Annotated in this window: 13 protein-coding genes and 1 pseudogene; 12 read left to right on the forward strand and 2 right to left on the reverse strand. The window is 72.2% G+C overall.

Annotation, left to right across the window (positions count from 1 at the left end):
- Window positions 1–180 precede the first annotated feature (180 nt).
- The 5 genes and pseudogenes from LQ326_RS48225 (at window position 181) to LQ326_RS03205 (ending at window position 3,321) form a co-directional block, all read left to right on the forward strand.
- Complete coding sequence (locus LQ326_RS48225) at window positions 181–900, forward strand: GNAT family N-acetyltransferase (protein WP_234532102.1); 720 nt, start codon at window positions 181–183, stop codon at window positions 898–900.
- Window positions 901–1,122: 222 nt separating this feature from the next.
- Window positions 1,123–1,425, forward strand: a pseudogene (locus tag LQ326_RS03190) (NAD(P)-binding domain-containing protein); the annotation flags it as partial.
- A 447-nt stretch (window positions 1,426–1,872) separates the two neighbouring features.
- Window positions 1,873–2,292 (forward strand): aspartate 1-decarboxylase, encoded by a 420-nt coding sequence (gene panD / locus LQ326_RS03195; protein ID WP_234532103.1) that lies wholly within the window; start codon window positions 1,873–1,875, stop codon window positions 2,290–2,292.
- Window positions 2,293–2,313: 21 nt separating this feature from the next.
- Window positions 2,314–2,658, forward strand: a complete 345-nt coding sequence (locus LQ326_RS03200; RefSeq protein ID WP_181805538.1) for a GNAT family N-acetyltransferase — start codon at window positions 2,314–2,316, stop codon at window positions 2,656–2,658.
- Between the two features lie 3 nt (window positions 2,659–2,661).
- On the forward strand, window positions 2,662–3,321 hold the full coding sequence (locus LQ326_RS03205) for an aspartate/glutamate racemase family protein (protein ID WP_234532104.1): 660 nt from the start codon (window positions 2,662–2,664) through the stop codon (window positions 3,319–3,321).
- Between the two features lie 663 nt (window positions 3,322–3,984).
- Here the strand turns inward: LQ326_RS03205 and gnd are convergent.
- Window positions 3,985–5,424, reverse strand: a complete 1,440-nt coding sequence (gene gnd / locus LQ326_RS03210) for an NADP-dependent phosphogluconate dehydrogenase (protein ID WP_234532105.1) — start codon at window positions 5,422–5,424, stop codon at window positions 3,985–3,987.
- A gap of 352 nt (window positions 5,425–5,776) precedes the next feature.
- On the opposite strand from gnd, the gene LQ326_RS03215 reads away from it, so the two are divergent.
- The gene (locus tag LQ326_RS03215) at window positions 5,777–6,967 is read left to right on the forward strand and encodes a transglycosylase family protein (RefSeq protein WP_234532106.1); all 1,191 of its coding nucleotides are present in this window, start codon (window positions 5,777–5,779) and stop codon (window positions 6,965–6,967) included.
- Here the strand turns inward: LQ326_RS03215 and LQ326_RS03220 are convergent.
- On the reverse strand, window positions 6,957–8,054 hold the full coding sequence (locus tag LQ326_RS03220; RefSeq protein WP_234532107.1) for a DMT family transporter: 1,098 nt from the start codon (window positions 8,052–8,054) through the stop codon (window positions 6,957–6,959). The two genes, LQ326_RS03215 and LQ326_RS03220, sit on opposite strands and share 11 nt — an antisense overlap.
- A gap of 212 nt (window positions 8,055–8,266) precedes the next feature.
- Here LQ326_RS03220 and LQ326_RS03225 point away from each other — a divergent pair, with 212 nt between their 5' ends.
- From LQ326_RS03225 to LQ326_RS03250, 6 genes are all read left to right on the forward strand, one after another.
- Entirely contained in the window at window positions 8,267–9,076 is an 810-nt protein-coding gene (locus tag LQ326_RS03225; protein ID WP_234532826.1) for a (2Fe-2S)-binding protein, read from the forward strand.
- 38 nt (window positions 9,077–9,114) lie between these two features.
- A complete protein-coding gene (gene glgA / locus LQ326_RS03230) occupies window positions 9,115–10,266 on the forward strand; it encodes a glycogen synthase (RefSeq protein WP_234532828.1) in 1,152 nt (383 codons plus the stop codon).
- Between the two features lie 92 nt (window positions 10,267–10,358).
- Window positions 10,359–11,579, forward strand: coding sequence for a glucose-1-phosphate adenylyltransferase (gene glgC, locus LQ326_RS03235; protein ID WP_234532108.1), 1,221 nt, complete (start codon window positions 10,359–10,361; stop codon window positions 11,577–11,579).
- A gap of 160 nt (window positions 11,580–11,739) precedes the next feature.
- A complete protein-coding gene (locus LQ326_RS03240; protein WP_234532109.1) occupies window positions 11,740–14,061 on the forward strand; it encodes a GH92 family glycosyl hydrolase in 2,322 nt (773 codons plus the stop codon).
- Between the two features lie 150 nt (window positions 14,062–14,211).
- Window positions 14,212–15,543: a wax ester/triacylglycerol synthase family O-acyltransferase gene (locus tag LQ326_RS03245; protein WP_234532110.1), complete on the forward strand. Its 1,332-nt coding sequence runs from the start codon at window positions 14,212–14,214 to the stop codon at window positions 15,541–15,543.
- Between the two features lie 103 nt (window positions 15,544–15,646).
- On the forward strand, window positions 15,647–17,149 hold the full coding sequence (locus tag LQ326_RS03250) for an SDR family NAD(P)-dependent oxidoreductase (RefSeq protein ID WP_234532112.1): 1,503 nt from the start codon (window positions 15,647–15,649) through the stop codon (window positions 17,147–17,149).
- Window positions 17,150–17,347: the final 198 nt, after the last annotated feature.

The raw sequence follows: 17,347 nt of genomic DNA on the forward strand, positions 1-17,347 counted from the left end.
GGACGTCTCCTGGAGCTGTGCCCATCAGGCGCGCACTTCGCCTCACGATCGCTTCTCTCCCCGTCCGGCGTCCTGCCGGTGTCTAAGCACCTCGCAAGTGGAGTTCACATGGATCCCAAGTCTCTCGGTTCCCGGGCGGATGCGGCCGCGCACGCTTTCGGATCGGCGATGGAGAGGCTGGTGAGCGTCGTTCCCGGCGCCACCGGCCGCAGCGGCCCCGAAGGCACTCTCCTCGCCCTCACTCGTTCGCAGATACCCGCTCTGAACGTGGTGATGAGCACGGCGAGGGAACCCGACGCGGGGAAGATCGCGGACCTTGCTGCCGTGGCCGCCGAGGAGGCGGGCCGAGACGGATTCCCCTGGAGCATCCGCCTTCGCGGCGGCCCGGACGACGCGATCACGCGCAGGGCCGGTGAGTACGGCCTGACCGGCAAGTCCGAGCAGCCCTTCATGGTGATGCCACTGAAGGACGCGTCCGTGCGCGCCCGGGAGGGCGAGCAGGTACGGGTGCGTGCCCTCGGCGGTCACGAGTACAACGCCTTCGCCGAGGTGCTGGCCGCGGGGTTCGGTGCCCCTCCGGTGATCATTTCGAGCCTGTACACACCGGCTGTTCTGGACGCGCAGGGGATCAACGCCTACGTGGCCGAGGCGGACGGGGTCGCCGTAGCCGCGGGCCTGGGGGTCGTCGTCGAGGACCACCTCGGCGTCATCAACGTCGCCACGACGCCGCAGCACCGCAGAAAGGGTCACGCCCGGGTCATGGTCGAAAAGATCTTGGCGGACGGGCGGACCGCCGGCGCGCACACGGCCTACCTGCACGCGACCGATGAAGCAGTCGGCCTCTTCGAGAGTTTCGGCTTCCGCACCGCGGAAACCTGGACGTCATTGATCGGAGCCTGACCGCCGCCGCGTTGGCGCGGTCAGGCTCGGGCACCGGGCGTCACGTCACCGGTGACGCCGACGGTGCCGGATGCGCCCCGACCTGCCGCGCGGAGTCGTACTCCGCGGCGGTGGCATGTGCCGGGCCGACCGCGGCCACACAGGGTTCCAGGGGTCCGTGCCTGGGGAGACCTGTGGACATCGCCCCTCATCCCGCCGGGACCACTCTGCCACCGCGGCGCCCAGTTCGGTCACGAGGGCTCCGCCGTCGCGGCGGATTCCGCGAAGGCACTGGTCGCCGCGCTGCAGCGGCCGCGGCGTCCGATCGTCACGGTGCAGGCCGGCCCACCGGCGACATGATCGCCGAGTACGCGCCGCTGCTCGATCCTGGCGATGTCATCGTCGACGGCGGCAACGCCCATTTCGCTGACACCCGGCGCCGTGAAGCCGCCCTGCGCGAGCGCGGCATCCACTTCCTGGGCGCCGGCATCTCCGGCGGCGAGGAAGGCGCCCTGAAGGGCCCCGGCATCATGCCCGGCGGCTCCCCCGACGCCCACCGGCTGCTGGTGCCCGCCCCGTCGACTGCAGCAGGAGCCCGTCCTGACAATGCGCCAGGTCTGTCCGCTCACGTCCTGGGCAGGTCGGACCTCAGGGCGAGGAGCAGCGGCCCAGTATGTCGCTGTGGTGCCGCACCAACGGCGGCAACCGGCGACATCCCCTCTTCCCGTATCCGGTGGCCGTCGGCGCGCAGGTCCGGCCGGCCCGACGGCCGCACCGTCGGTCCTCAGCGCGGGCTGGCCCGCCGTGCGCCGTACATGCTCTTGACCGACGGCTTCGCGACACCTTGTCCCGCGCAAATCGCGCAGGTGAGAAGCCTGCTCGCGCAGCGCGCGATGTCCAGGAAAGTCTTCGAGTCGAACGCATGCCGATGTACAGTGAACGACGCCTCCGACCTGCAGAAAGCCGGCGGGGAGCCGTCTTCGAGGAGTTCAAGTGCTGCGCACCATGTTCAAGTCCAAGATCCATCGCGCCACCGTCACCCAGGCCGACCTGCACTACGTGGGATCGGTGACCATCGACGCCGACCTCCTCGACGCCGCCGACCTGCTCCCCGGCGAGCTGGTCCACATCGTCGACATCACCAACGGCGCCCGGCTGGAGACGTACGTCATCGAGGGCGAGCGGGGCTCCGGTGTCGTGGGGATCAACGGGGCGGCCGCGCATCTCGTCCATCCCGGCGACCTTGTGATCATCATCAGCTACGCTCAGGTCACCGACGCCGAGGCGCGTACTCTTCGGCCGCGGGTCGTGCACGTCGACCACGGCAACCGGATCGTGGCTCTCGGTGCCGACCCGTCCGAGCCGGTACCGGGCTCGGACCAGGAACGCAGCCCGCAGGCCGTGTCGGCCTGACCGGCGGACCAGGAGGGCGACATGAGCGACATCGAGATCCGAGACGACCGGGCGGCCGGCCGTCTCGAGGCGGTCGCCGGCGACGAGGTCGTCGGCCACATCGAGTACTTCGTCCTGGAGTCGCCCTCCCGGGCCCTGGTGCCGGTCCACACCATCGTGGAACCCGAGCACGAGGGGAAGGGCATCGCGGGCTCCCTCGCCCGCGAGCTGTACGCGATCTCCGAGCGTGAGAAGACCCCGGTGGCCCCGCTCTGCCCGTACGTCGTCAGGTGGGCCGAGCGGCACCCCGACGTGGCACCGACGCCGGACCCCGAGCTGCTGCGCGCGGCGAAGGAATGGCTGGTCGCCCACCCCGGCCGCTTCTGAGCCGTGCTCGCCCTCCTGCACACCTCCCCCCTCCACGTCCCGGTCTTCGACGCCCTGCGCGACGAGCACCACCCGGGCCTGGAGCTACGCCACTTCGTGGCCCCGGACCTCCTGTCCCGGGCCCGCGGGGAGGGCCCCGACGCCGTCGCCCAAGACGTCACCGCGGCCCTCCATCACGCAGCGGAAAACGGCGTCCAGGCCGTGCTCTGCACCTGCTCGACGATCGGCGAGGTGGCGGAGCGGGCCGCCGACGAGGTGGGCGTACCGGTCATCCGCGGCGACCGCCCGATGGCCGCGGCCGCGGTGGCGGCGGGCCCGCGTATCGCCGTCCTGGCGACCGTCGAGAGCACCCTGACCCCCACCCTGGCCCTGCTCGACGACGAGGCCCGCCGAGCGGCCCGCCCGATCCATGCCCGCGCCCAGGTCGTGCCGGAGGCCTGGACCCGCTTCGAGGCCGGCGACGTCGAAGGCTGCGCCCGCCTGGTGGCGGCCACGGCGGACGCCGTGACCGACGCCGACGTGATCCTCCTGGCCCAGGCCTCCATGACCCCGGCCGCGCGCATCACGACCACCGCACTCCCGATCCTGTCCAGCCCACGCCCGGGCCTGGCGGCGGCCGCGGCGGCGGTCCGCACGGGGAGTGCGCGAGCGACGGTCGGGTAGGTGACCCTGTAGACCCAGAGGTGACATCGAGCCACTGGCCGGAGGACACCATGACCACGCCCCACCCAGACCCCACACCCCCCACCCCCCACCCTCCGGACCCCTACCCCTCCCCGGTCCCCACCCCCGAACCACCCCCCGCCCCCGAACCGACCCCACCACTCCCGCCCCCCACTCCCACCCCTCCACCCCCCATCCCAGACCCAGAACCCACCCCCACCCCCCAACCAGGCCCACCCCTCACCTGACCCACAAGCGACCACACCCCCAGGGGCGCGGGGAACTGCGCGAAAGCCCACGACGTGCCCGCGCCGGACCGCGATGGCGAGCCCACCCCAGGGGCGCGGGGAACTGCGCGAAAGCCCGCGACGTGCCTGTGCTGGACGGCGGAGGTGCGCCCTTTCGGGGGCGCGGGGAACTGCGCGAAAGCCCGCGACGTGCCCGCGCCGGACGGCGGAGGTGCGCCCTTTCGGGGGCGCGGGGAACTGCGCGAAAACCCACGACGTGCCCGCACCCGACCGCGAAGGCCCGCCCACCCCAGGGGCGCGGGGAACTGCGCGAAAACCCACGACGTGCCCGCACCCGACCGCGAAGGCCCGCCCACCCCAGGGGCGCGGGGAACTGCGCGAAACCGCAGCCCACCCGCACCCTCAACGGCCGGCCCTACGCCGTGACCTCCGAGCGGTCCCCGCCCCACAGCGTGTGGAACGTCCCCTCCCGGTCCACCCTCCGATACGTGTGCGCCCCGAAGAAGTCCCGCTGCCCCTGCGTGAGCGCCGCAGGCAACCGCTCCGCCCGCAGCGCGTCGTAGTACGCCAGCGCCGCCGAGAACCCGGGCACCGCCACCCCCTCCCGCGTCGCCGCGATGATCACCTCACGCCAGTCGTCCTGAGCCTCGGCGATCTCCCGTGCGAACGTCTCGTCCGACAGCAGACTCGGCAGGTCCGCCCGCGCGTCGTACGCGGCCCGGATCCGGTCCAGGAACGCCGCCCGGATGATGCAGCCACCCCGCCAGATGGCGGACACCGCCCCGAGGTCGATGTTCCAGTCGTACTCCTCGCTGCCCGCCTGGATCTCGTGGAAGCCCTGCGTGTAGGACACGATCTTCGACGCGTACAGCGCCTGCTCCACCCGGTCCGCGAAGGCCGCCGCCTCCGCCCCGGAGAGCGCCGCCGGCTTCGGACCGGCCAGGTCCCGGGAGGCGGCCCGCAGGCCGGCGTGACCCGACAGGGACCGCGCGAACACCGCCTCGGCGATGCCCGACACCGGCACGCCCAGGTCGAGCGCGATCTGGACCGTCCAGCGGCCGGTCCCCTTCTGCTCCGCCTGGTCCACCACCACGTCCACGAACGGCTTGCCGCTCGCCGCGTCCACGTGCGCCAGCACCTCCGCCGTGATCTCGATCAGGTACGAGTCGAGCCGGCCGGTGTTCCAGGTACGGAAGATGTCCGCGATCTGCGCGGGGGAGTACCCGGCGACATCACGCAGCAACTGGTACGCCTCGCCGATCAGCTGCATGTCGGCGTACTCGATGCCGTTGTGCACCATCTTCACGAAGTGCCCGGCCCCGTCGGGACCGACATGCGTCACACAGGGCGCGCCGTCAGCCGCCTTCGCCGAGATCTTCTCCAGCATCGGGCCCAGCGAGTCGTACGACTCCTTCGGCCCGCCCGGCATGATGCTCGGCCCGTGCAGCGCACCCTCCTCACCACCGGACACACCCATGCCCACGAAGTGGATGCCCTGCTCGCGCAGCGCCTTCTCGCGGCGCCGGGTGTCCGCGAAGTGCGCGTTGCCGCCGTCGATGATCATGTCGCCCGGCTCCAGGAGCGGTGCGAACTCCTCGATCACCGCGTCCGTCGGACCGCCCGCCTTGACCATGATGACCAGCCGGCGCGGCCGCTCCAGCGCCGCCACGAACTCCTTGGCGGTCTCGGCCGCGATGAAGTCGCCCTCGTCCCCGAAGTTCTCCACCAACTCACGTGTCTTCGACACCGTGCGGTTGTGCAACGCCACCGTGTAGCCGTTGCGCGCGAAGTTCCGGGCGAGGTTGCGGCCCATGACCGCGAGACCCGTGACGCCGATCTGCGCCGAAGTGCTCATACCGCCTGCTCCTCAAGAATCAAGTCGATCCCGTAGCACGTGCAAGGGATGCTGCTGCCGCTCATGCCCGCAAGTATTGCCCAAAGGCCATCCTGACCCGGCGTCCGACCGGCCGCACTTGCAGATACGGGCGACACGGCCCCGACGCCTCAGTAACCTCGCGAAACGCTTTCCGGGGACGCCGCGGGACCGGCGGGACTGACGGCACCTCAACCCGCCTGCGTCCCGCACCCCTTCGGGCCGGGGCGGCCGTGCCCGAGAGACGGGAGGAGGCCGATTGCCGTCTTGTCATGGCCTGTTCGGGCCACTTACTTTTGGCCTTCCTGACGCGCGTGGCGAGGGGGACTCAGACATGGCCGAACGCGGCCGGCACCGCCGGTACCAGCCGAACAGGCTCAACCGCGCCTCGCTCACCGTCACGGCGGGCGGCGCGGGCCTCGCGCTCCCGCTCGCCGCGGCCGGCAGCGCCGACGCGGCCTCCGTGTCCACCTGGGACAAGGTCGCCGCCTGCGAGTCCAGCGGCGACTGGGGCATCAACACCGGCAACGGCTTCTACGGCGGGCTCCAGTTCACCCAGTCCACCTGGGAGGCCTACGGAGGCACGCGGTACGCGCCGCGCGCCGACCTCGCCACCAGGGACCAGCAGATAGCCGTGGCCGAGAAGGTCGTCGACGGCCAGGGGCCGGGTGCCTGGCCGGTCTGCTCGGTGCGGGCCGGGCTCACCCGCGGTGGCGACGTCCCCGGTGTGCGCACCGAGAGCGCGGCCACCCGTCCCGCGACGAACGCCGCGAAGAGCTCTGTACGGGATGTACAGCCGCAGACCACGCCGCAGTCCCGGGCCGGCCGGGCCGAGACGTACACCGTGGTGCGCGGGGACACGCTCTCCGGGATCGCCGAGGAACACGACGTGGCCGGCGGCTGGCACCGGCTGTACGCGGCCAACCGTACGACGGTCGGCTCCGACCCCGACCTGATCCTGCCGGGGCAACGGCTCAGCCTTAAGGCCCAGGCCGCCCAGACCATGTCCCACCCGAAGACCAAGTCGCACCCGAAGACCGAGCCCCACCCCAAGACCGAGGCCAGGACCAAGGCGAAGACCAAGGCCGAGACGCGGACCAAGGCCGCCACCCACACCGGTCACTCTCTCGTCGCCCCGGTCGACGCCCCGATCGGCACCCCCTACCACGCGTCCGGTTCGCACTGGTCGAAGGGCTACCACACCGGCGTCGACTTCCTCGCGCCCACCGGCACCTCCGTCAAGGCGGTCGAGGCCGGGCAGGTCGTCACGGCGGGCTGGGGCGGCAGTTACGGCTACCAGGTGGTGATCCGGCACGCGGACGGCCGCTACACGCAGTACGGCCATCTCTCGGCGATCTCCGTGCGGGCCGGGCAGAGCGTCTCCACGGGCCAGCGGATCGGCCGCTCGGGATCCACCGGAAACACCACGGGCCCGCATCTGCACTTCGAGGTGCGGACGGGGCCCGGTTTCGGCACGGACATCGACCCGGTCGCCTATCTCCGGGCCGGCGGCGTCAGGATGTGACCCGGGTACGGTGCCGGTCCCGGAGCGCACCGTGCGCGTAGTCCGCGGCGGGCAGCAGCACGTCGGCCACCTCCGGCGCGGGCGCCGCGGACCCCGTCCGCTGCTGGGGCATCTGGACCAGTGAGGCCGGCACGGCGCGCGCGTCGCCGTCGCCCGCCGAAAGGACCTCCGCCGCACCGGCCTCGGCCAGTTCCGCCTCGGCCAGTTCCACCAGCGCCTCGACCAGCGGCTCGGGCACGGGGAGCGCCGGGTGCGGGGTGCGCTCGATGCGCTCGGTCGTCAGCAGGATCAGACCGCCCGCCGCCACCACACCGCAGCCGAGCGCCAGCAGGGTGCCCGTCGCGCCGTGGCGGAACGTCTCGCCGAACATCGTGATGCCGACCGCGGCGGCCAGCACCGGGTTGACCACGGTCAGCGTCGCCAGCGGCGCGGCGAGGCCGCCGCCGCGGTAGGCGGCCTGGGAGATCAGGACGCCGGCGACGGCATAGGCGCCGATCACGGCCAGCCAGAGCAGGTCGGCGGCGGCGATCCCGCCGTCCCAGTCGATCGCCACGACCTTGGTGAACACCGAGGACATGCCGAAGGCTATGCCGGACGCGGTGGCGAGCAGCACACTGCGCACCGCCGGGTGCCGGTGCACGGCCCGGCCCGCGATCATCAGGGCGACGACCGCGCCGCCGGTGACCACCGCGACCCCGATCCGCCCGGCGGAGTCCAGGGTGTGCGAGTCGGAGGAGCCGACCAGGGAGAGCAGACCGGCCAGACCCACGGTCGCCATGATCGCGCCCCGCCAGGCGGTCGTCCCGGCCCGGCGGCCGACGAAGAGGGCCGCCATGGGCAGAGCGAACACGATGGTGAGCGCGCCCAGCGGCTGCACGAGGCTCAGCGGGCCGTAGGCCAGTGCCACCACGTGCAGCAGGCCGCCGAGGCCGTTCAGCGCCATCGCCCCCCACCAGCTCGGGCGGCGCAGCGGCGCGTACTGCTCGTCGGGGGAGGAGACCGCCACCTGCTCCTGCACGATCGCTCCGCCGGCGTAGGCGACAGCGGAGACGAAGGAAAGCAGCACGGACAACGCGAGGGCGCTCATACTCGGCTCCTCTGCGTCTGGCGGTGCCGCCTGGCCCCGCGCGGTGATCGGTCGGCTTCCATGAGCAACACTCTGCCGGGCCCGTATGCTTCCCGTCGTCGTACCTGAGCACCCAATGGGTCGTACTACCGATGGAGTACGACGGGATCCCGATCATCCCCAGGGTGGGGGCCGCGGGGTGGAGAGGGCGTGCGCACGGGATTTCGGGAGGCCTGGTACTACTGCTGTTCGTGGACCTTTTCACGGACCTGGACCCCGATTTCGCCGCGCTTCGCCAGCTCGGCGGCTTCTTCGTCCTGCGGACGCTCAGGTCGACGGCAGGAGGTCCCGAGGCGGCGCGGACCGGTGAACTCGCGACTCTGGCAAAGAGCTACGAAAGACCCACATCGGATGTTCGCCTGAATTCCCTGACTTACCGGGTCGACGATGTTTCGAGGCGTCTGCGCACCGACGAACCCCGGGTCGCCGCCTCCATCGCCCACCAGGGACTCGCCGCCCGGCTCTGGTCCGTCGGCCTCGGCTGCGCCGTCCGCTACGGCCGCCTCCCCGACCTCGACCCGGCCCTGCTCCGCTGGGACCCCGGCGCCGCCGCCCCCGACGACCTCTGGCTCACCGAGGTGCGCGCGCAGCCCGGCGGTGCCGGCCCGGCCGCGCTCGCCGACACCGTCGTGCGCACGGTCGTCCACGGCCATCTCGAACCCCTCGGGGAGGCGCTGCGGGACCGCTACGGCATCGCTCCCGGCCTGCTGTGGGGCAACGCCGGCTCCGCGCTGGCCGGTGCCGCCCGGGAACTCGACCGCTGGGCGCGCGCGAACGACCACGCGCAGGCGGCCGCCCGGACCCGCGCTCTCACCGACGCCCTCTTCACGCACCCCCTGCTGAGCGCGACGGGCACCCGGACCGGCCTGGCCCTCCGGCGCCGGAGTTGCTGTCTCTACTACCGGGTACCGGGCGGCGGGGTCTGCGGTGACTGTTGTTTCACACAACCGCCGCGCTCTTCCCCGCGCGTCGCATCTGGGTGACCATGGAACAACCGGCCGTGGAGAGCGAGGGGTTGCGGGTGCGAGTCGGACTGCTGACCCGGGAGTACCCCCCGGACGTGTACGGCGGCGCGGGTGTTCACGTGGAGTTCCTCGCCCGTGAGTTGCGGCCCCTGGTCGACCTGGAGGTGCACTGCTGGGGCGAGGGCCGCGGGGTCGGCGTCGTCCGGCACCGCCCCTGGTCCGCCCTGGACACCGCCAACGACGCGCTGCGCACCTTCTCCGTGGACCTGGCCATGGCCGCGGGCCTCGAAGGCCGCGAACTCGTCCACTCCCACACCTGGTACGCCAACCTCGCCGGCCATGTGGCCAAGCTGCTGTACGGCGTCCCGCACGTGGTGACCGCCCACTCGCTGGAGCCGCTGCGGCCCTGGAAGGCCGAGCAACTCGGCGGCGGCTACGCCCTGTCGAGCTGGGCCGAGCGCAGCGCGATCGAGGCCGCCGACGGCGTGATCGCGGTGTCCGGCGCGATGCGCGCGGACATCCTCGACTGCTATCCCGCCCTGGATCCGGCCAACGTCCACGTCGTGCACAACGGCATCGACACCACTCTCTACCGCCCGGACCACGCCACCGACGTCCTCGCCCGGATCGGCATCGACCCGGACCGCCCCTACGTGCTGTTCGTCGGCCGGATCACCCGCCAGAAGGGCGTGCCGCATCTGCTGCGCGCGGTGCGGGACATCGACCCGGCGGCGCAGGTCGTGCTGTGTGCGGGGGCGCCCGACACCGCGGAGATCGACCGGGAGTTCCGCGAGCTGTTCGCGGAACTGAGCCGGGTCCGGGCCGGCGTGCACTGGATCCCGCAGATGCTGCCGCGTGCCGACGTCATCCAACTCCTCACCCACGCCGCCGTGTTCGCCTGCCCGTCGGTCTACGAGCCGCTCGGCATCGTCAACCTGGAGGCGATGGCCTGCGGCACGCCCGTGGTGGCGTCCCGGGTGGGCGGTATCCCGGAGGTCGTCGAGGACGGCACGACGGGTCTGCTGGTCGACCTGGACGACGACTTCGAGGAGGGCCTGGCGCGGGCGCTGGACGCGGTCGTCAGCGACCGGGAGACGGCCCGCCGGATGGGCGAGGCCGGACGGGAGCGCGCCGTGCGGGAGTTCGGCTGGGACGCGGTGGCCCGGCGCACGGTCCGGCTCTACGAGGAGATTCTCAAACAGGCGTAACGAACAGGCCGCCTGTTCGACGTGATCCGGGTGCAGGCTTAGCGCGTGTGCTCCCAGGGCAGGCATGGAGCACCAGGGTGAGGGGAGCGGCCATGCGTCGTGGTGGGCCTTCGGTACTCGGGATCGTGCTGGCGGGCGGGGAAGGCAAACGCCTGATGCCGCTGACCGCGGACCGCGCGAAACCAGCGGTGACCTTCGGCGGTACCTACCGCCTGGTCGACTTCGTGCTGTCCAACCTCGTCAACGCGGACGTGCTGCGCATCTGCGTGCTGACGCAGTACAAGTCGCACTCGCTGGACCGGCACATCACCACCACCTGGCGGATGTCCAGTCTGCTCGGCAACTACGTCACCCCGGTCCCGGCCCAGCAGCGGCTCGGCCCGCGCTGGTACCTGGGCAGCGCCGACGCCCTCCTGCAGTCCCTGAACCTCGTCCACGACGAACAGCCCGAGTACGTCGCGGTGTTCGGCGCCGACCACGTCTACCGCATGGACCCGCGGCAGATGCTCCAGCAGCACATCGAGGGCGGCGCCGGCGTCACCGTCGCGGGCATCCGCGTCCCGCGCGTGGAGTCCTCGGCCTTCGGTGTGATCACCCCGGGCTCGGACGGGCAGACCATAGAGACCTTCCTGGAGAAGCCCGCCGACCCGCCGGGCCTGCCGGACGACCCGGACTGCGTCTTCGCCTCCATGGGCAACTACATCTTCACCACCAAGGCCCTGGTGGAGGCCCTGCACCGGGACGCCGAGGACGACGACTCGGTGCACGACATGGGCGGCTCGATCCTGCCCCAGCTCACCGCCCGCGGCGAGGCCCAGCTCTACGACTTCGCCGCCAACCACGTACCCGGTGAGACCAGCCGCGACCGCGGCTACTGGCGGGACGTCGGAACCCTCGACGCCTACTACGACGCCCACATGGACCTGATCGCCGAGCGGCCCGCGTTCAACCTGTTCAACCGCAGCTGGCCCATCTACACGCACTCGTACCAGCTCTCCCCGGCCCGCTTCAACGCCGGCGGCATGGCGAGCGAGTCCATCATCAGCGCGGGCTGCCTGATCCGCGGCCAGGTCACCCGGTCGGTGCTGTCCCCGGGCGTGCGTGTCGACCCGGGCGCGGTGGTCCAGGGGTCGGTGCTGCACGACAACGTCGTCGTGGGCCGGGGCGCGGTGGTGCGCGGTGCGGTCCTGGACAAGAACGTGGAGGTCCCGCCGGGCGCGACGATAGGCGTCAACCCGGACCGGGACGCGGAGCTGTACACCGTCTCCAAGGGCGGGGTCATCGCCCTCGGGAAGGGGCAGCTGGTCTCCTAGGACCAGCCCCCGACCCGGTGCGGCCGACTCATGCGCGACCCCGTCGCGGGGTGCCGACTCGCGCGACGCGCGGTGAGTAAAAAACCCTTATTTGCCGGACTTTGCGGCTCTTTCCCCTCACGATGCAGACAGCAATGTCGAGCTTCGGAGGTCATCCGACATGAGAGGGACCCGGCGCACACGGCTGTGCCTCGCCGGGGTACTGACGGCGTCCGCGCTGTTCACCGCCCCCGCCGCAGGTGCCGCCGGACCGGCCGACGGCCACCTCACCGACCTGGTGAACCCCTTCATCGGCAGCCAGGACGAGGGCAACACGTTCCCCGGCGCGGCCGTGCCCTTCGGCATGGTGCAACTCTCCCCGGACACCGGGCACAGCACCGGCTACGACTACTCCCAGCACCGGATCCGCGGCTTCTCCCTGGTCCACCTCTCCGGCGTCGGCTGTGCCATCGGCGGCGACCTGCCCGTGCTGCCCACCACCGGGGACGTCACACAGACGGACTACGCCCGGTACGCCGCCGGGTTCGACCACGCCGACGAGGCGGCGCGCCCCGGCTACTACCGGGTCGGCCTCGACTCGGGCGTGACGGCCGAGTTGACCGCCACCGCCCGCACCGGCGTCCAGCGCTACACCTTCCCGGCCACCGGCAAGGCGAACGTCCTGCTCAACGCGGCCCAGGCGTTGCACAAGCCGGTCGGCAGCGAGGTCGAGATCCTCGACGACCACACGGTCCGCACCAGGATCACAGGACACGGCTTCTGCCGCGAGACGGCCCCCTACACCGTCTACACGGTCACCCGCTTCAGCCGCCCCTTCATCGCGTACGGCACCTGGAACGGCACCGCGCTCACCCCCGGTTCCCGCACCGGGGCCGACGGCGCCTACGTCCGCTTCGACACCACCCGGGACCGTACGGTCGAGGCGACCACCGCCCTGTCGTACGTGGACGCGCACGGCGCCGAGGCCAACCTGCGTGCCGAAGGCGGACGTCCGTTCGACACGGTACGGCGGCAGGCCCAGGACGCCTGGGAGCGGCGGCTCGCCGGTGTCCGCGTGCGGGGCGGCTCGCCGACCCTCCGCCGTACCTTCTACTCCTCCCTGTACCGGACCTTCCTCGCGCCCAACGTCGGCGGTGACGCCGACGGCCGCTACACCGGCTGGGACCGCCGGGTCCATCGCGCCCGGGGGTTCACCTACTACCAGAACTGGTCGCTCTGGGACACCTACCGCACCCAGGCCCAGGCGCTCGCCCTGCTCGCCCCGCGTGAGGCACGTGACATGGCGCTGTCGGTGCTGAAGATCGACGAGGAGGGCGGCTGGCTGCCCAAGTGGGGCTACGGCACGGTCGAGACGAACATCATGACCGGCGACCCGGTCACCCCGTTCCTGACCACCGCCTACCAACTGGGCCTGCTCAAGGGGTACGAGGAGCGGGCCTACCGGGCGCTGCGGAAGAACGCCGACGGCGTGCCGCCGGCCGCCAACGCCGGGGTCGGCCGCGAGGCCAACGCCGAGTACCTCGCCGACGGGTTCGCGCCGTACCTCAAGGGCCGCCCGCACGCCAAGGTGGGCGACTCCGACTACGACCACGGCGCCTCCGTCACCCTGGAGTACGCGCTGTCCGACGCGATGCTCGGGCAGATGGCCCGGGACCTCGGCCACGGCGCGGACGCGGCCCGCTACGCCACCCGGGCGCAGAACTACCGCAACGTCTTCGACCCCTCCACCGGCTTCTTCCGCGCCCGCGACGCCTCCGGCGCCTTCACCGGCGACCCCGACCCGGCCCGCGGCATCGGCTTCCACGAGGGCACCGCCTGGCAGTACCAGTGGCTCGTCCCGCAGGACCTGCCCGGCGTGATCTCCCTGATCGGCGGCGAGCGCGCCGCCAACGCACGGCTCGACTCCTTCTTCGCCTACGACAAGCTGCTCGCCGACCCGGAGAGGACCGCGCGCGAGGTGTGGGTGCACGGCAACGCGTACGCCTACTACAACGCGGCCGTGTACAACCCCATGAACGAGCCCGACCTGACCGCCCCGTACGCCTATCTCTCCACCGGCCAGCCCTGGAAGACCACCGACGTGGTGCACGCGGCGCTGACCCTGTTCACCGACGGACCGACCGGTATGACCGGCAACGACGACCTCGGCACCATGTCCGCCTGGAACGTGCTGTCGTCCCTCGGCATCTTCCCGGTGCAGCCCGGCTACGGCACCTGGGGACTGTCCACGCCCGTCTTCGACCGGGCCGACGTCCGACTCGACCGCCGCTTCTGGCCGAGCGGCGGGTTCACGGTGACCGCGCCGGGCACCTCCGCCGAGCACCGGTACATCCAGCGGGCCCGTACCGACGACACCGACTACGGCCGTACCTATCTGACGACCGGCGCGCTGCGCTCCCTGCGGTCGCTGGCGTTCACGGTCGGCTCGCGCCCGTCGGAGTGGGGTACGTCACCCGAGGCGGGGCCACCGGTGCTGAAGTGACCTCAGGTGTCCCTTGCGCCCCGCCTCTTTCGGAGCGGGCGGGACTTAATCTGCTGTTAACTGAGCGTAGCCTGATCGTACTTGACCGTAATCGTGAGTCGGCGTTTGACTGCTGATCCACCCTTCGTCCGACGCGAGGCACCCGTTTTGATGACTGCGACCGCTGACCTGCTCGCACCTCTCGATCTGGCGTTCTGGAACATCGAGTCCGACCGGCACCCGATGCACCTCGGGGCGCTCGGCGTGTTCTCGGCGCACTCGCCGACCGCCGGCGCGCACGCCGCCGACCTGCTCGCGGCGCGGGCCGCCGCCGTGCCTGGACTGCGCATGCGCATCCGGGACGTCTGGCAGCCGCTCGCGTTCGGCGGCGCCGCCCGCGAGAGCGACCCGGACTTCGACCCCCTCGACCACGTCCGGCTGCACGCGCCGACCTCGGACTTCCAGGCCGTCGCGAGCCGGCTGATGGAGCGTCCCCTGGAGCGCGGCCGGCCGCCGTGGGAGGCGCATGTGCTGCCCGGCGAGGACGGGGTGTCCTTCGCGGTGCTGTTCAAGTTCCACCACGCCCTCGCCGACGGGCTGCGCGCCCTCAAGCTGGCCGCCGGGGTCATGGACCCGCTCGACCTGCCCGCGCGTGCCCCCCGCTCGATCGAGCCGCCGCGCCCGATGCTCGCGCTGCCCGACGTGCGCAGGCTGCCCGAGCTGGTGCGCGGCGCCCTCTCGGACGTGGGCAGGGCCCTCGACATCGGCGCCTCCGTCGCCCTGTCCGCCCTCGGGGTGAGCTCTTCGGCCGCACTGAAGTCCGAGCCGACCGGCACCCGGAGCATCGCCGGGGTCGACCTCGACATCGACGACGTGCACCGGGTCCGCAAGGCCGTCGGCGGCACCGTCAACGACGTCCTGATCGCCGTCGTCGCCGGTGCCCTGCGCCGCTGGCTGGACGAGCGCGGCGACGGCACCGAGGGTGTCGCGCCGCGCGCCCTGATCCCGGTCGCCAAGCGCCGCCCGCGCACCGCCACCCCACAGGGCAACCGGCTCTCCGGGTATCTGATACGGCTCCCGGTCGACAACCCCGACCCGCTCGCCCGCCTCGACCGCGTCCGCACGGCGATGGTCCGCAACAAGGACGCCGGCCCCAACCGGGGCGCCGGTGCCGTCGCCCTGCTCGCCGACCACGTGCCCGCGCTCGGGCACCGGCTCGGCGGGCCGCTGGTCGGCCAGGCCGCCCGGCTGTGGTTCGACATCCTGGTCACCAGCGTGCCGCTGCCCGGCGTCGGTCTGCGCCTCGGCGGGCACCCGCTCACGGCGGTCTATCCGCTGGCCCCGCTCGCGCCCGGCCAGTCCCTGGCCGTCGCCATCTCCACCTACCGCAACCGCGTCCACTACGGCCTGGTCGCCGACGCGAGCGCCGTCCCGGACCTCCACGTGCTGGCCCGCGCGGTCACCGACGAGGTGGACTCGCTGATCGCGGTCTGCGATCCATGATCCGGTCGAGTTTGGAGGTAACGCCGGGCGCTCCGTAAAATTCCTGGTTCGAAAGCGGGCGCGAGTCGGAGCGCCGCTGGTGGACCAGGGAAGCGGCAGCGCGATGACGGTGACACAGGACGGCCCGGCGGCCGAGGACACGGTGGAGGCCGTGGTCTACGGCCCCGGCATCGACCCCGAGCGGCTCGCCGTCTGCCTCAGCGTGCTCGCGGAGCTGGACGAGCTGGAGGTCGACCACCCGGACGCCATCGCGGTGCGCCGGGCCACGGCCGGCGTCTACCGCACGGTCAAGCAGCGCCGCCGCCAGGAGCGCCGGGCCGCCAAGACCGCCCACGACAAGGCGGTCACCGAGGCCACCGCGACCGGCTCCGCCCAGCGCATCGACGACGAGACCGAGGGCCTGCTGCCCTCCTCCCGGACCGACGAGGGCAGGGTCGCGGGGATACTCCAGCGCCCGCGCTCCTGCTACACCTGCAAGACCCGCTATGTCGAGGTCGACTACTTCTACCACCAGCTCTGCCCGGACTGCGCCCGGCTGAACCGGGCCAAGCGCGACGCCCGCGCCGACCTCACCGGCAAGCGCGCCCTGCTCACCGGCGGCCGCGCCAAGATCGGCATGTACATCGCGCTGCGGCTGCTGCGCGACGGCGCCCACACGACGATCACCACCCGTTTCCCGAAGGACGCCATCCGCCGCTTCAAGGCGATGGAGGACTCGGCGAACTGGCTGCACCGCCTGGAGGTCGTCGGCATCGACCTGCGCGACCCGGCGCAGGCCGTCGCCCTCGCGGAGCAGGTCAGCGCGGCGGGCCCGCTGGACATCCTGATCAACAACGCGACCCAGACCGTACGCCGGCTGCCCTCCGCGTACGCCGCCCTGGTGGAGGGCGAGAGCGCCCCGCTGCCCGCCGGTGAGCTCCCCGCCCACCACGTCATCGGCGCCTTCAACTCCGGAGCCGTCGACGGCATCGCCGCGCTGCCCCTCGGTACCAGCGGCCTGGACGCGCAGCAGGTCGCCGGCCTGGCCCTCGTCGCGGGCAACGCCAGCGTGGCCCGGCACCTCGACGGCACCGCCATCGACGCGGGCGGCCTCGTCCCGGACGTCGTCGACACCAACACCTGGGTGCAGACCATCGACCAGATCTCCCCGGTGGAGCTCCTGGAGACCCAGCTCTGCAACTACACGTCGCCGTTCATCCTGATCAGCGCACTGCGCCCGGCCATGGCCGCGGCCGCGAGGCAGGCGGCGCGCAAACGGTCGTACGTCGTCAACGTCTCGGCGATGGAGGGCGTCTTCGGCCGCGGCTACAAGGGCGCCGGGCACCCCAACACCAACGCCGCCAAGGCTGCCATGAACATGGTCACGCGGACGAGCGCGACGGAGATGTTCGAGGCCGACGGCATCCTCATGACCTCCGTCGACACGGGATGGATCACAGACGAGCGGCCGCACTACGACAAGCTGCGGCTGGCCGAGGAGGGCTTCCACGCGCCGCTCGACCTGGTCGACGGGGCGGCCCGGGTCTACGACCCGATCGTGCGCGGCGAGGAGGGGGAGGACGTGTACGGGGTCTTCCTGAAGGACTACGAGCCGGGCAAGTGGTAAGTCCTGCGTGATCGTGCGGGTGCGGGTGCGGGTGCGGGTGCGGGTGCGGGTGCGTGGGGGCTGGCGCTGGTCGCGCCCACGCGGCGGAGCCGCATGCAGCTTCTGCCCCGCGCCCCCGGGGGTCGCGCCTGCGACGTCGTGAGACGCCGTCGGTCGGGTCGGCGCGGTGGCAGCCGCCGAGCGGGACGGCCCCGCGCC

It is taken from the genome of Streptomyces shenzhenensis (genome assembly GCF_021462265.1).
Taxonomy (GTDB): Bacteria; Actinomycetota; Actinomycetes; order Streptomycetales; family Streptomycetaceae; genus Streptomyces; species Streptomyces shenzhenensis.

Excerpts from the sequence above, each read along its gene's own strand:
- LQ326_RS03200 (WP_181805538.1), top strand. The coding sequence starts at position 2,314 with ATGAGCGACATCGAGATCCGAGACGACCGGGCGGCCGGCCGTCTCGAG.
- gnd (WP_234532105.1), bottom strand. The coding sequence starts at position 5,424 with ATGAGCACTTCGGCGCAGATCGGCGTCACGGGTCTCGCGGTCATGGGC.
- LQ326_RS03215 (WP_234532106.1), top strand. The coding sequence starts at position 5,777 with ATGGCCGAACGCGGCCGGCACCGCCGGTACCAGCCGAACAGGCTCAAC.
- LQ326_RS03220 (WP_234532107.1), bottom strand. The coding sequence starts at position 8,054 with ATGAGCGCCCTCGCGTTGTCCGTGCTGCTTTCCTTCGTCTCCGCTGTC.
- glgC (WP_234532108.1), top strand. The coding sequence starts at position 10,359 with ATGCGTCGTGGTGGGCCTTCGGTACTCGGGATCGTGCTGGCGGGCGGG.
- LQ326_RS03240 (WP_234532109.1), top strand. The coding sequence starts at position 11,740 with ATGAGAGGGACCCGGCGCACACGGCTGTGCCTCGCCGGGGTACTGACG.
- LQ326_RS03245 (WP_234532110.1), top strand. The coding sequence starts at position 14,212 with ATGACTGCGACCGCTGACCTGCTCGCACCTCTCGATCTGGCGTTCTGG.
- LQ326_RS03250 (WP_234532112.1), top strand. The coding sequence starts at position 15,647 with ATGACGGTGACACAGGACGGCCCGGCGGCCGAGGACACGGTGGAGGCC.